The sequence below is a fragment of the Pseudomonas sp. C7.1 genome, from assembly GCF_056312395.1.
This window is the reverse complement of sequence record NZ_JBWDTL010000002.1, coordinates 375,182-388,080: the sequence shown is the minus strand read 5'-3', so window position 1 is coordinate 388,080 and position 12,899 is coordinate 375,182. Positions and strand designations below refer to the sequence as shown.

The 12,899-nt window shown below is 61.7% G+C and carries 11 protein-coding genes and 1 pseudogene; 6 read left to right on the top strand and 6 right to left on the bottom strand.

Features of this window, described 5'->3' with window-relative positions; genetic code table 11:
- Positions 1-7: 7 nt before the first annotated feature.
- Positions 8-718, bottom strand: a complete 711-nt coding sequence (locus AC0T4W_RS03040; protein WP_476316081.1) for an LrgB family protein — start codon at positions 716-718, stop codon at positions 8-10.
- 2 nt (positions 719-720) lie between these two features.
- Positions 721-1,080, bottom strand: coding sequence for a CidA/LrgA family protein (locus AC0T4W_RS03035; protein ID WP_476315889.1), 360 nt, complete (start codon positions 1,078-1,080; stop codon positions 721-723).
- Between the two features lie 207 nt (positions 1,081-1,287).
- Here AC0T4W_RS03035 and AC0T4W_RS03030 point away from each other — a divergent pair, with 207 nt between their 5' ends.
- The 6 genes and pseudogenes from AC0T4W_RS03030 to AC0T4W_RS03005 all read left to right on the top strand — a co-directional run.
- Positions 1,288-1,743, top strand: a complete 456-nt coding sequence (locus AC0T4W_RS03030; RefSeq protein ID WP_476315887.1) for a MaoC family dehydratase — start codon at positions 1,288-1,290, stop codon at positions 1,741-1,743.
- A 139-nt stretch (positions 1,744-1,882) separates the two neighbouring features.
- Complete coding sequence (locus tag AC0T4W_RS03025) at positions 1,883-3,610, top strand: C13 family peptidase (protein WP_476315884.1); 1,728 nt, start codon at positions 1,883-1,885, stop codon at positions 3,608-3,610.
- A 61-nt stretch (positions 3,611-3,671) separates the two neighbouring features.
- The gene (locus AC0T4W_RS03020) at positions 3,672-4,313 is read left to right on the top strand and encodes an oxidoreductase (protein WP_476315883.1); all 642 of its coding nucleotides are present in this window, start codon (positions 3,672-3,674) and stop codon (positions 4,311-4,313) included.
- A 41-nt stretch (positions 4,314-4,354) separates the two neighbouring features.
- A complete protein-coding gene (locus tag AC0T4W_RS03015; RefSeq protein WP_476315880.1) occupies positions 4,355-4,705 on the top strand; it encodes a DUF5629 family protein in 351 nt (116 codons plus the stop codon).
- A 19-nt stretch (positions 4,706-4,724) separates the two neighbouring features.
- Positions 4,725-5,336 (top strand): class I SAM-dependent methyltransferase, encoded by a 612-nt coding sequence (locus AC0T4W_RS03010; protein WP_476315877.1) that lies wholly within the window; start codon positions 4,725-4,727, stop codon positions 5,334-5,336.
- A 94-nt stretch (positions 5,337-5,430) separates the two neighbouring features.
- A pseudogene (locus AC0T4W_RS03005) lies at positions 5,431-7,947 on the top strand (EAL domain-containing protein); the annotation flags it as partial.
- A 96-nt stretch (positions 7,948-8,043) separates the two neighbouring features.
- Here AC0T4W_RS03005 and AC0T4W_RS03000 read toward each other — a convergent pair.
- The 4 genes from AC0T4W_RS03000 to AC0T4W_RS02985 all read right to left on the bottom strand — a co-directional run bounded on the left by AC0T4W_RS03000 (position 8,044) and on the right by AC0T4W_RS02985 (position 12,672).
- Positions 8,044-8,343 carry a YceK/YidQ family lipoprotein gene (locus AC0T4W_RS03000; protein ID WP_476315874.1) on the bottom strand — a complete coding sequence of 100 codons (300 nt, stop codon included), beginning with the start codon at positions 8,341-8,343 and terminating at the stop codon, positions 8,044-8,046.
- Complete coding sequence (gene ubiX, locus AC0T4W_RS02995) at positions 8,336-8,968, bottom strand: flavin prenyltransferase UbiX (protein ID WP_476315872.1); 633 nt, start codon at positions 8,966-8,968, stop codon at positions 8,336-8,338. Before ubiX ends, AC0T4W_RS03000 begins: the two co-directional genes overlap by 8 nt.
- Before the next feature lie 142 nt (positions 8,969-9,110).
- Entirely contained in the window at positions 9,111-10,463 is a 1,353-nt protein-coding gene (gene mpl, locus AC0T4W_RS02990; protein ID WP_476315869.1) for a UDP-N-acetylmuramate:L-alanyl-gamma-D-glutamyl-meso-diaminopimelate ligase, read from the bottom strand.
- 310 nt (positions 10,464-10,773) lie between these two features.
- Positions 10,774-12,672 carry a sigma-54-dependent Fis family transcriptional regulator gene (locus AC0T4W_RS02985; protein ID WP_476315867.1) on the bottom strand — a complete coding sequence of 633 codons (1,899 nt, stop codon included), beginning with the start codon at positions 12,670-12,672 and terminating at the stop codon, positions 10,774-10,776.
- Positions 12,673-12,899 lie beyond the last annotated feature (227 nt).

Genomic DNA, 12,899 nt, shown 5'->3' with positions numbered 1-12,899 from the left:
GCCTCCTTTATAGCCACAACAGAATAGCCAGCGGCAGTAACACTGCGGTGAATACGCCCATCAGACTCATCGCCAGGGCGGAAAACGCGCCGCACTCCTCGCCTTCCTGCAGCGCGCGCGCGGTGCCGACCGCGTGCGCGGTCAGGCCAAGGGCCATGCCCAGTGCGGCCGGGTGCTGCACGCCACAGCGCTTGAGCAACGATGGGCCGATAATGGCGCCGATGATCCCAGTGATCATCACAAATACCGCTGCTAGGGCGGCAATCCCGCCAATCTGATTGGCCACTAGCATGGCAATCGGCGAGGTCACTGATTTCGGCGCCATGCTCATGAGCATGATCTGCTCGGCACCGAAGGCCCAGGCAAGGGTAATGCCCAGCACAGTGGCGACCACACCGGCCACCAGCAGGGTGATCAGGGTCGGCCAGAGCAGCTGACGAATGCGCCGCAGATTCAGAAACAGCGGCACCGCGAGGGCCACTGTAGTCGGACCGAGGAACAGCGTCAGCGCGGCGGCGCTATCCTTATATTCAGCAAAAGTCAGGCCGCAGGCCAGCAGAATGCCGATCACCGCGAGCATCGACACCAGCACCGGCTGCAGAAACACCCAGCGGGTTTTCTCGTAAGCAGCAATCGCCAACTGGTAGACGCCTAGGGTAATGCCCACGCCAAACAGCGGGTGATGGATCAGCGCCTGCCAGGCAGCGTGCCACTCCAGCGTCATACGTCCTCCGGGCGTTGCTGACGGTCGATCAGTTTCTGCATCAGCCAGCCGGCAAATACGATCGAGATCAGCAGCGACAACAACAGCGCACCGGCAATCGCCCAAAAGTCGGCAAAGATATCCTCGGCATAGGCCATTACCCCCACCGCTGGCGGCACCAGCAGCAGCGGCAGATATTTCAGCAAATTGCTGGAGGCCAGGTGCAGCGGCTCGCCCACCTCGCCACGCAGCAGCAGAAAGGCGAACAGCAGCAACATGCCGATGATCGGCCCCGGCAAAATCGGAATCAGCAGGGCATTCAGCGCAGTGCCGAGCAACTGGCACAGCACCAGCCAGGAAAGGCCGCGTAGCAGCATGATGGGTAATCTCCGAATCGTATGATCCCAGTCGCAGTGCCGCGCATTATAAGCAGAAGCGCCCGGCGAGGGCCGTCTTACAGCGGTTGCGTGGCACTGGCTTAGCGTTAACGGAGCACTTGACCCTGCGGCAAACCCATGATGATCTTAGGGCAGAAGGATTTACGCCCCCAAAAACAACAACACTTGCGTCTTCAAGGAGAAACCATGACATCAGTACCCGCCGCTGAACTGCCCAGCTATATCGGCAAAGAACTCGGCCGTTCCGAATGGCTGACCATCGACCAGGACCGTATCAACCAGTTCGCCGAATGCACGGGCGATCACCAGTTCATCCACGTCGATCCGGAAAAAGCCAAGCTCACTCCGTTTGGTAGCACCATCGCCCACGGCTTCCTCTCGCTATCACTGGTGCCCAAGCTGATGGAGGGCATCATGATCATGCCTAAAGGGCTGAAGATGGCCGTCAACTATGGCCTGGACAGCGTGCGCTTTATCCAGCCAGTGAAAGTTAACTCCAAAGTCCGCCTGGTAGTCAGCCTGACCGACGCCCATGAGAAGAATCCTGGCCAATGGCTGCTCAAAGCCAAAGTCGTGCTGGAGATTGAAGGCTCGGAAAAACCCGCCTATATCGCTGAACCGCTGACGCTCTGCTTCGTCTGATCGCAGCCCCCGAACAAAGGCGCACTGGCATCTGCTGGAGCGCCTTTTCTATTTTATATGCCTGCCAGCGCGCTCAATCACGGCGTTCTGAGCGCTTTAAGGCATACTCGGCAACGACCTTCCAGCCTGGATTTTCTGCATGCGCCCTCTCTGCCTCCTGGCCCCCCTGAGCCTCGCCCTGCTGCTGGTCGCCTGCGGCGATGGCGAACCCTTGCTGCCACCGGATGCCGTGCTGCCTGATGGCGGGCGCTACCGTGGCGAAATTGTCGACGGCCTGCTGCAAGGCCCAGGCCGCCTGGATTACAGCGACGGCAGCTACTATGAGGGGCAATTCAAGGACGGCCAGTTCAGCGGCGCCGGCGAATGGCGCAGCAAGCACGGCGAGTTCTACAGCGGCGAATTTCAGTCCGGCGATTTTCACGGCCAGGGCAGCCTCACCTACAGCGATGGCAGCCTTTACGAAGGCGGCTTTTCCAACGGCAGGCCCAGCGGCGAAGGCCACCTGAAAAACAGCCAGCTGGAATACCGTGGCGAATTCAGCAAAGGCCGGTACAGCGGCCTGGGCAAGCTGCAATGGAGCAACGGGGCCAGCTTCCAGGGCCAGTTCAAGAATGATGAACCCGACGGCCAGGGCGTACTGACCGACGCCGAAGGCAATGAATACACCGGCACCTTCGACAACAGCCAACTCAATGGCCAGGGCAGTTTCAAGAACCTGGGCGGCGACCTCTACAGTGGTCAGTTCCGCGACAACCAGTTCCACGGCAAGGGCCGCTATCAGAGCGCCGACGGCGACGTCTGGAGCGGCCGCTTCGTCCATGGCAGCCTGACCGGCAAAGGCGAATTCAAAGGCAGCGACGGCAGCCATTACGCCGGCCAATTCAGCGATTGGAGCTACCACGGCGAAGGCCGCCTAAGCCTGGCCGACGGCAGCGTCTATCAAGGTAACTTCGCCTACGGCAGCTACCAAGGTACAGGCAGCCTGACCCTGGTAGATGGCAGTCAGCAAAGCGGCACCTGGCAAAACGACCGGCTGATTCGTGACGCCCAGGGCAAGGCCATACCCGATGCCCTGGCCACCGGCCTGTTGGAACAAGGCCGCCTGCTGGATGCCGCCATTGCCAAACTACCCGCCTCCACACCAGCCATCGAGCTGTATGCCCTGACCCTGGCCGGCGATGGCAAGCAGAGCGTGTTTATGCGCGAGGCCGATTATGTCGGCAACCTGCTGCAAGAGCGCTTCGCCGCACACGGCCTGATCACCCTGGTCAACCACCGCGACCACCTGGCGGATCGCCCGCTGGCCACCAGCGCCAGCCTGGGCCGCAGCGTTCAGGCCCTGGCCGAACGCAGCGGCGAGGAAGACCTGATCTTTATCTACTTGACCAGCCATGGCTCCGCCCAGCACGAGCTGAACCTCGACCAGCCGCGCCTGCAGCTCAACGACCTGCCCGCCAGCGAGCTGGCAGCGCTGCTCGAACCACTGAAGAATCGGCACAAGGTGCTGGTGATCTCCGCCTGCTACTCCGGCGGCTTTATCCCCAAGCTGCAGGACGACAAGACCCTGGTGATCACCGCCGCCCGCGCCGACCGGGTGTCTTTCGGCTGCTCGGAGGAGAACGACTTCACCTACTTCGGCCGCGCGCTGTTTGCTGAGGCCCTGCAACAGACCGACGACCTGCAGCGGGCCTTCAAACTGGCCCAGGCCAGCGTCGCCGAACGCGAAAAGGCCGACGGCTTCGAACCCTCAGAACCGCAGATCTGGCCCGCCAAAGCAGTGCTCGCGCAGTGGCGCAAGCTGCGCGAACAGCAGGCCGAGCGCGCCCTAGACAATGCACTTGAAGCCCAATCTGCGGTCAACCCATAACAGCCGTGCGCCTACCCAGCAGCCTGATAAGCTGATTGCTATCAGCGGAGAACCTCACACTATGTATTTAACGCCCCAGCACATCCTTCTCGCAGGCGCCACCGGACTGACCGGCGAGCACCTGCTGGACCGTTTGCTGAACGAACCCACGGTCGCCCGCGTACTGGCCCCCAGCCGCCGCCCGCTGGCGGCCCATGCGCATCTGGAAAACCCGCAAGGCGAACTGCTCGACCTGCTGGTGCAACTGAGCGGCAAGATCGATACCGCCTTCTGCTGCCTGGGCAGCACGATCAAACAGGCCGGCTCGCAGGAAGCCTTTCGCGCCGTCGACCATGACCTGGTGATCACCTTCGCCGAACGCGCCCGCGCCCTCGGCGCACGGCACCTGCTGGTGATCAGTGCTCTTGGCGCAGACGCCAACTCCACGGTGTTCTACAACAAGATCAAAGGCGAAATGGAACAAGCACTGCGCGCACAGAACTGGCCGCAGCTAACCATCGCCCGCCCTTCGCTATTGCTCGGCGCACGTCAGGAGTTTCGCCTCGGCGAGCGCCTGGCCGCGCCTTTTATGCGCTGGCTGCCGGGCAAATATCGTGGCATCGAAGCCACCGTACTGGCCCGCGCCCTATGGCGCCTGGCGCTGGAAGAAGACGTCGGCACCCGAGTGATCGAATCAGACCAACTGCGCCGGCTCGGCCGCTAACTGCCACTAACTAACTGCCGCTAATAAGAAGCCATCGACCTATGAGCACCACCCCGCACGACCTGATCAGCGCCCTGAGCGATGCCGATATGCTGGAAATCGACGACCTGCATGCCTGGCAATTCCACCTCGATACCGAGCAACTGGCCCAGCACCAGGCCGGCAACCCGCCCACCAGCGATGCGCCGCTGCTAAGCATCGAATGCATGGATGGCCGCGCCCTGCGTAAATGGCACTTCACCCTGGCCCAGGTGATTGCCGCGCGCTTTGATGGTGAGGCCGACGCCTGGAGCATCAGCGGTACTGCCGACCCTCATTTGATCAAATGCTTTGCCGCCGTCAGCGGCGACAACAGCGATCTGCCGGATGACGCCAGCAACGACGCAGAATAAAAATAATGGGGACAACACCTTGGGCTTGTATGACCGCTACCTGCTGCCGCACCTGATCGACTTCGCCTGCGGCATGGGCGCGGTGATGAAAGCTCGCTCGCAACTGGTGCCCCAGGCCCATGGCCGGGTGCTGGAGATCGGCATCGGCAGCGGCCTCAATCTGGCGTTCTATGACACCGCCAAGGTCAGCGTAATTATCGGCGTCGACCCCAGCGCCGACATGCAGAAACTGGCCAAGCAACGGGCTGCATCGATCAGTATTCCTGTGGAGATGATTGCCCTTGAGCTGGGGCAGATCCAGGCCGCTGACGCCAGCTTCGACAGCATCGTCTGCACCTTTACCCTGTGCACCATTCCCGATGCCGTGGCCGCGCTGAAAGAAATGCGCCGCGTGCTCAAACCCGACGGTCGCCTGCTGTTCTGCGAGCACGGCATAGCCCCGGAGCTGCCCGTGCTGCGCTGGCAAAACCGCCTGACACCGCTATGGAAGCCACTGGCCGGCGGCTGCCACCTCAACCGCGATATTCGTGCGTTGATTGAAGCCGGCGGTTTTCAGATTGGCGAACTAAGCAACCGTTACCTCAAAGGCCCAAAGCCCATGACCTATGTCTATCAAGGCTGGGCCAGTTAGCGCCCATAAATAGCCTATTGCCAGTACCCACCTGTACCTACGCCATATTCTGGCTATCGTTAGGCCATGGATCTCGTTTGGAAGCTGGCCACGCATGAAGCGCCTGTCATTTCGCCAACTCGCCACTCTGCTGTTATTGATCGCGAGCCTTACGGCGGTCTCGCTAAGCAGCGCACAATCACGCCAGATCCGCGTAGGGGTTTACGCCAACGAACCAAAAATCTTCCTGGGCCCGAACGGCGAACTCTCCGGCATTCTTGGTGAGCTGTTGAATGAAATCGCCCGCCAGGAAGACTGGCAACTGCGCCCCAGATCCTGCGAATGGCAACAATGCCTGGAGCTAGCGCAGAGCGGCGAGATAGACCTGCTGCCGGACGTGGCCTACAACGACAGCCGTGCCCAGGCCCTCGACTTCCACAAGGTACCCTCGTTGTTCAGTTGGTCGCAGATCTACAGCAGCGAAGACCTTCAGCTCAAATCGATACTCGATCTGAAAGGGCTACGCATTACTGTGTTGCGAGGCTCGGTGCAGGAGGAATACCTACGTGAATTGCTCGAAAGCTTTGGCCTGAAAGCCCAGTTGATCGGTGTACCCAACCTGCAACAAGGCTTTGATTTGGTGGCGGGCGGGCGTGCTGACGCGGTAGTGACCAACCATCGTTTTGGCGACTACCAAGCACCGAGCTATGCGCTGCAAAGCTCCTCTATCATGTTTCAGCCGGTACAGTTGTTCTACGCCACGCGCAAAGGGCAGAACGCCGACCTGTTGGCTGCCATCGACAACCACCTGTCGAGCTGGCAGAACTCACCCTCCTCGATCTACTACCAGAGCCTGCAGCGCTGGGGCGGCGAACGGCCACGTCTGCTGATCCCGAATAGCGTCTGGTGGGGCCTGGCCATCCTAGCCGTGCTGCTGATCGCGGCTCTCGGTGGTGCGGTGCTATTGCGCCGTCAGGTCCGCGAGAAAACGCGCCACCTGCAAACCAGCGAAGAACGTCTGAACACCATCCTCGACAGCGTCGAAGCCTATATCTATATCAAAGATGACCAGCTGCGTTACCAGTACGCCAACCGCAAGGTGTGTGAGCTATTCGGCCAGAACCTGGAGCAGGTTATCGGCAAGACCGATGAACAGTTCTTCGATATCGACACGGCCACCAACCTCCACGACAACGACCGCCGCGTACTCACGCTCGGCGAGCGGGTGCAGACCGAGGAAATCAATCGCAGCCTGGATGGCAGCACCCAACACGCCTTCCTCTCGGTCAAGCTGCCGCTGTGCGACGACCAGGGCAAAATCTACGCCCTGTGCGGCATCTCCACCGACATCACCGAGCACAAACAGAACCTGGAAAAAATCAACCAGCTGGCGTTCTACGACCCTCTCACTGGACTGCCCAATCGTCGTTTGCTACTTGATCGCCTGCAGCAGGCCCTGGCCAAGCATGCGCGCGGCCTGCAACAGGCCGCGTTGCTGTTTATTGACCTGGACAACTTCAAGCATCTCAACGACACCCTCGGCCATGACATGGGCGACCAGTTGCTGCAGCGGGTCGCCGAGCGTCTGAGCAGCCATGTACGCGCCCAGGACACCCTGGCCCGTCTGGGCGGCGATGAGTTCGTGCTGATGCTCGAAGGCCTCAGCCTGGAACCTACGCACGCCGGCCAACAGGTCGAAAGCGTGGGGAAAAAAATCATCGAGACACTTGCCGCCCCCTTCGACCTACAAGGCCGCAGCCATATCAGCACAGCCAGCATCGGCATCGCACTGTTCCCCGACGAGCACAGCACGCTCGATGAAGTGCTCAAACGTGCCGATATGGCCATGTATCAGGCCAAGGCTGCGGGGCGCAACGCCATGCGCTTTTTCGACCCGAAGATGCAAGCCGACGTTAGCACCCGCGCCAACCTGGAAAGCGACCTGCGCCAGAGCCTCGGCCAGCGCGACTTTATCCTGCACTACCAGCCCCAGGTGGATGCCCAAGGGCAGCTGGTCGGCGCCGAAGCCCTGGTACGCTGGCAGCACCCCACACGCGGCCTGGTAGCACCGGGGGAGTTTATTCCGCTGGCTGAAAGCACCGGGCTGATTCTGCCCCTCGGCCGCTTGATCCTGCACAGCGCCTGCCAACAACTGGTGGCCTGGGCCGCACATCCGCAACTGGCGCAGCTGACTCTGGCGATTAACGTCAGCGCCAGGCAGTTTCACCACCCCGACTTTATTGAGGACGTCTTCGCCGCCCTCGCGGAAAGCGGCGCCAATCCACAGCGCCTGGAGCTGGAGCTGACCGAAAGCCAACTGGTGGAAGATGTGGAAACGCTTATCAGCAAGATGAGCCAACTGAAAACGCACGGCGTGCACCTGGCGTTAGACGACTTCGGCGTAGGTTACTCCTCGCTCAATTACCTCAAACGGCTGCCCCTGGACCAACTGAAAATCGACCAGTCCTTTGTTCACGACATGCTCGAACAACCCAGCAACGCCGCCATCGTGCGCACCATCCTGGCGCTGGGCAACAACCTCAACCTCAACGTGACCGCCGAAGGGGTGGAAACCCAGGAACAATTCGACGCCCTGCAAGGCATGGGCTGCAGGCGCTTTCAGGGTTTCCTGTTTGCCAAGCCAGGGCCGGCACACCACCTTGAGCATTGGCCATTGGCGGCTAGCCGGCAGGACAAAGCCACCAGCATTCCGGATGCCTGGCAGCCGCTACAACCCGCCGCTAATGCCCAGATTAAGACCGATGGCAGTGGCCAGAGACAGCGGCAACAACAAGGTATCCAGCAACGCGCTAACCGGCAGGTCGGCAGCCGGATAAGCCGGGGCCGCTGCACCAAAGCGCTCAGTGGCGCAGCAACCGCCTTGCAGCGCATACAGGTTCAGCCGTGTGCCGGCATACATCACCGGCGCGCCTGGTTTGGCGGCATCCAGGGTGCGCACAGTGGCGCAGCCGCTGATGGCCAGGCTCAGTAGTAATACGCTCGCAGTGCGGACCAAGGGCTTATTCATCCGGCGTGGTCTGATGGTGTTCACCCCAGCGCGGCAGCATGTCCTGGGGGATATTCAGGCAGTTGAGAATACGCGCCACGACGAAATCAATCAGGTCATCGATGGTTTGCGGCTGGTGATAAAAGCCCGGTGCGGCCGGCAGAATGGTCGCGCCCATATTCGACAGCTTGAGCATGTTCTCCAGATGGATGCTGGAGAACGGTGCCTCGCGCGGCACCAGAATCAACTGACGACGCTCTTTGAGGGCCACATCGGCGGCGCGTTCGATCAGGTTGTTACAGGCACCGGTGGCGATGGCCGACAGACTGCCGGTGCTGCACGGCACCACCACCATGGCGGTAGGCGCGCCGGAGCCGGAGGCCGCCGGGGCCATCCAGTCCTCCTTGCCATACACACGAATCTGCCCCGACGCGGCGCCGGTGTACTCGCTCAAGAACGCCTGCATGGCCTGCGGCTTGCTCGGCAGGCTGACATCGGTTTCCGTGGCCATCACCAGCTGCGCGGCCTTGGAAATAAGAAAGTGCACCTCGCGCTCTTCCTGCACCAGGCAGTCGAGCAGACGCAGGCCGTACTGAGCGCCGGAAGCGCCGGTCATAGCCAAAGTAATACGTTCAGGACCGCTCATCGGCGAACTCCGTGGAATGGGTGAAACCGTCGACCGTAGGATGGGTTGAGCACAGACCGTAGGATGGGTTGAGGCGCGTAGCGCACGATACCCATCAACTCGGGGCTGATGGGTATCGCTTCGCTCAACCCATCCTACAAGCTTATGTCTCCAAGGCCGCTGCCAGCTTGCCATGCAAACCGCCGAAGCCGCCGTTGCTCATCACCACAATTTGTGTGCCCGGTGCGGCCTCAGCCTTGACCCCGGCGATGATCGCTTCAAGGGAATCGCACACCTGCATCGGCACCGTCGAGGTAGCCACGGTGCCGGCCAAATCCCAGCCCAGGTTTGGCGGCGCGTACCAGTACACCGAGTCGGCCTGCACCACGGATCCCGGCAAGCCATCGCGGTGCGCGCCGAGCTTCATCGAGTTTGAGCGCGGCTCGACGATGGCGATCAGCTTGGCGTCGCCGATGCGTTTGCGCAGGCCATCCAAGGTGGTAGCAATCGCCGTTGGGTGGTGAGCGAAGTCATCGAAAATGGTCACCCCGTTAACCTCGGCCACCTTCTCCATGCGCCGCTTGGCATTGATAAAGCTGCACAGCGCGGCGATGCCCAGCTCCGGCACCACGCCAACATGCCGCGCCGCCGCCAGCACCGCCAGGGCGTTGGCCACGTTGTGCTGGCCGGTCAGTTGCCAGTCCACCACACCCGCGGTTTTACCCTCGAAAATCACCTCGAAGCGCGAGCCGTCGGCACTGAGCAGATTGGCCTGCCATTGCCCGCCCTCGCCGGTGGTGGCGACTGGCGTCCAGCAGCCCATTTCGATCACGCGTTTAAGCGCCGGTTCAGTGGTGGGATGGATGATCAACCCTTCACCGGGAATGGTGCGCACCAGATGGTGGAACTGCCGCTCGATGGCCGCCAGATCCGGGAAGATGTCCGCGTGATCGAACTCCAGGTTATTCAGAATCGCGGTGCGCGGCCGGTAGTGAACGAACTTGCTGCGCTTATCAAAGAAGGCGCTGTCGTACTCGTCGGCCTCGACCACAAAGAACGGCGTGTCGCCCAAACGCGCGGAAATGCCGAAGTTCTGCGGCACGCCGCCAATCAGAAAGCCCGGATTCATGCCGGCGTGTTCCAACACCCAGGCCAGCATGCTCGAACTGCTGGTCTTGCCATGGGTGCCGGCCACCGCCATCACCCAGCGGCCCTGCAGCACATGGTCGGCCAGCCACTGCGGACCGCTGACATAAGGCAGGCCCTTGTTCAGCACATATTCCACCGCCGGGTTGCCGCGCGACAGCGCGTTGCCGACCACTACCAGATCCGGCGCGGGATCAAGCTGGGCGGCGTCATAGCCCTGGGTCAGCTCGATGCCCTGGGCTTGGAGCTGGGTGCTCATGGGCGGGTAAACATTGGCGTCGGAGCCGGTCACGCGGTGGCCGAGTTCCTTGGCCAGCACGGCCAGCGAGCCCATAAAGGTGCCGCAGATGCCGAGAATATGGATATGCATGATTTACCTTGCAGGCGTCGTCAGAGCCGGTGAATAAGGCGGGATAAAAACTGGCCGCAGATTAGCACAGCGCCCCTGGCTATTTCCGTAGGTTGGCGTTGAGGCGCGCAGCGCCGAAGCCCAACAGCCAATGCAACTCACCGTTGGGCTTCGCTGCGTTCAACGCCAACCTACAGACGTCATCAAAGCGTCTACCAAACGTGCAGGCATAAAAACCGTAGGTTGGGTTGAGGAGCCTGCGACGAAGCCCAACAACGCGGGCCGCCTGTTGCCTGTTGGGCTTCGCTACGCTCAACACCAACCTACGGCTTTAGCCTCGCCGAGCAATCCCATGTTTGCGCAGTTTGCGGTACAGGGTGTTGCGGCTGATGCCCAGCTGCTCGGCGCTGCGGCTCATCTGCCAGTGCTGCGCCTCTAGGACCGCGAGCAACGCCTGGCGTTCGGCATCGCCCAACTGGTCGGGTTTGTCCGTTGGCAACAGCGCCGTTGCAGGACGGGCATGGCGAATCTCGGCAGGCAGTTCGCCGTGGCTGATCAGGCCGTTTTCGCACAGTGCACAGAGGGTGCGCAGCACATTGCGCAACTGCCGCACATTACCTGGCCAAGGGTAGGCGAGCAGCGCTTCGCGGGCCGCATCGTCAAGCCGTACGGGTTGTCCGCGCGCCTCTTCGGCCAGCAAAAAATCAAGCAGCGCCAGCTTATCGCTGCGCTCACGCAGCGGCGGCAGATCGATCACCAGGCCATTGAGGCGATAGAACAGGTCCTGGCGAAACTCGCCGCTGGCCACCCGCTCGTTCAGGTCGCGGTGGCTGGCGCTGATCACCCGCACATCGATGGCCTGGGCTTCGCCGCCAATCGGCTCGACCCGGCGCTCTTCCAGCACCCGCAACAAACGGGTCTGCAGCGCCAGCGGCATATCGCCGATTTCATCGAGAAACAGCGTGCCGCCATCGGCCTGCTGCAGTTTGCCGCGCATGCCTTCCTTGCGCGCACCGGTAAAGCTGCCGCCGCGATAACCGAACAGTTCGCTCTCAATCAGGCTCTCGGGAATCGCCGCGCAGTTCAGCGCAACAAAGGGCTTGCCGCCGCGCGAGCTGACCTGATGCAGGGCCTTGGCGAAGGCCTCTTTACCGGTGCCGGTTTCGCCGCCAATCAGCAGCGGCACATCGCGCTCGTACACCCGCAAAGCACGGCGAAAATCACTCTGCAAGCCAGGGTCGGCCAGGCACAACCCGGGGGTTGCCAATGCAACAGTGCCAAGCGCCTGGGCGCTGCGCCGAGGCTGACCGCGTAGCATGGCAAACAGCAGCTGGCCGCGCTGGGTATACAGCGGCCAACTGGCGCTGGGCTGCGCCGAAGCGCGGCCGAGCAGGTCATCCAGGCGGCAGTCGAACACCTCAACCAGGGTGCGCCCGAGCAGCTGCCGCCGGGACAGGCCGAGCAGATTGATCGCGCTCTGATTCACCGCACTCACACGCCCATCACCGTCGAAGGCCAGCAGCCCTTCGCTGAACTGGCCGATGTATTCGGCCTGGGCATGAAAACGCAGCAGCCACTCGCCTTCATAGCTGCGCAGGAAATGGCAGCCCTCGATGGCCTTGGCCGACAGGTTGACCAGGGCCATGGTGTGGAACTGGCTCTGCCGCGATACGTCGTGCCGCGCCGAGGACACGTCCAGCACCGCCAGCAGTTCGCCGTGCGGATCGAACACCGGGCTGGCCGAGCAGGTCAGGCCAGTGTGGCGACTGCGGAAATGTTCATTCTGGTGGATGGTCAGCGGCTGGCGCTCGACCAGGCAAGTGCCGATGCCATTGGTGCCTTCACAGGCCTCGCTCCAGTCGGCACCAAGCCACAGCCCGGCCTGCTCGAAGGTGCGTTTTTCCGCCTGTTCAGTAACGCAGTTGAGGATCACCCCGCGCGCATCGGTCAGCAAAACCGCATGGCCGGAGCCGGCCAACTGACGGTGCAGGCTGTTCATCTCGTTGCTGGAAATCTCCAGCACCTGCTGCAGCTGCTCACGCCGCTCAAGCATATGCGCGTGCTCGATCACCGCCGGCGGCATGCTCTGCGCCGGGTCGAGGTGATGCTGCTGCAGACAGCGCAGCCAGGAGCGCGCCACCGAGGAATCGGCAGCAGGTCCCGCGAGTTGGCCGCGCCCTTGAGCCACGGTCAGCACCTGCTGGGCGTGGCGGCTTGCAGGGTTATGCATTGTTATTGTTCTCCGCTGTAGCAGGCCGTTGAGAAACTACCTGCGTTGGCAATACTTCGTTAAAAACAGGCTCGGAATGCTCATTTACACCAGTAAACTCCGCTTCCTCGCCTGTTTTTGCCTTGTCTTGCCGGCCTCGCCTACGTTTTCAACGGCCTGCTAGGAGTTGCACGTGATGGCCGAGCATCTACCAGCTTTGCGGCCATTGCAAGACAGCCTGACCGGCG

What these genes read in the sequence shown, in the direction of transcription:
- AC0T4W_RS03015 (WP_476315880.1), top strand. Translation starts at nt 4,355, where the DNA reads ATGAGCACCACCCCGCACGACCTGATCAGCGCCCTGAGCGATGCCGAT.
- mpl (WP_476315869.1), bottom strand. Translation starts at nt 10,463, where the DNA reads ATGCATATCCATATTCTCGGCATCTGCGGCACCTTTATGGGCTCGCTG.
- AC0T4W_RS03030 (WP_476315887.1), top strand. Translation starts at nt 1,288, where the DNA reads ATGACATCAGTACCCGCCGCTGAACTGCCCAGCTATATCGGCAAAGAA.
- AC0T4W_RS03020 (WP_476315883.1), top strand. Translation starts at nt 3,672, where the DNA reads ATGTATTTAACGCCCCAGCACATCCTTCTCGCAGGCGCCACCGGACTG.
- AC0T4W_RS03000 (WP_476315874.1), bottom strand. Translation starts at nt 8,343, where the DNA reads ATGAATAAGCCCTTGGTCCGCACTGCGAGCGTATTACTACTGAGCCTG.
- AC0T4W_RS03025 (WP_476315884.1), top strand. Translation starts at nt 1,883, where the DNA reads ATGCGCCCTCTCTGCCTCCTGGCCCCCCTGAGCCTCGCCCTGCTGCTG.
- AC0T4W_RS03035 (WP_476315889.1), bottom strand. Translation starts at nt 1,080, where the DNA reads ATGCTGCTACGCGGCCTTTCCTGGCTGGTGCTGTGCCAGTTGCTCGGC.
- AC0T4W_RS02985 (WP_476315867.1), bottom strand. Translation starts at nt 12,672, where the DNA reads ATGCATAACCCTGCAAGCCGCCACGCCCAGCAGGTGCTGACCGTGGCT.
- ubiX (WP_476315872.1), bottom strand. Translation starts at nt 8,968, where the DNA reads ATGAGCGGTCCTGAACGTATTACTTTGGCTATGACCGGCGCTTCCGGC.